This window comes from Mesorhizobium sp. M7D.F.Ca.US.004.03.1.1, assembly GCF_003998635.1.
Taxonomy (GTDB): Bacteria; Pseudomonadota; Alphaproteobacteria; order Rhizobiales; family Rhizobiaceae; genus Mesorhizobium; species Mesorhizobium loti.
On sequence record NZ_RZQG01001886.1, the window covers coordinates 1 to 382 of the forward strand.

Sequence of the window (382 nt, forward strand, 5' to 3'; positions counted from 1 at the left end):
GGTCCTTTTCGCGGTTGGTCTCGTAGCTGGCGGCGGTCAGCGCCATGTCGAACCAGCCGGAGATGATCAGCGTGGCGACGGGTAGCGGCCGCCCTTGCGCACGCAGCCGCTGCAGGACGCCATAGGTCAGCACCGCACCGCAGGAATCGCCGGCAAGCGCGATGTCGCCGGCGTCGAAGCCCCGATCGGCGAGCCAGTTCCAGACCGTCATCGCCACGTCGAGCTGGGCCGGATACTTGGCCCGGTGCGCCAGCGGATAGTCGTAGAGCAGCGCCCGGCAGCCGACGGCCTTGGCCAGATGCCCGACCAGCTTGCGGTGCGTGTAGATCGAGCCGCCGATGAAGCCGCCGCCATGCGCATAGAGCAGCACACGCCCCTCGTC

Annotated in this window: 1 protein-coding gene; it reads right to left on the reverse strand. The window is 68.8% G+C overall.

Annotation, left to right across the window (positions count from 1 at the left end; all coding sequences use genetic code 11):
- Positions 1-382, reverse strand: a 382-nt coding sequence (locus EN935_RS40530; protein ID WP_127374473.1) for an alpha/beta hydrolase fold domain-containing protein, incomplete at both ends; no start/stop codon positions are given.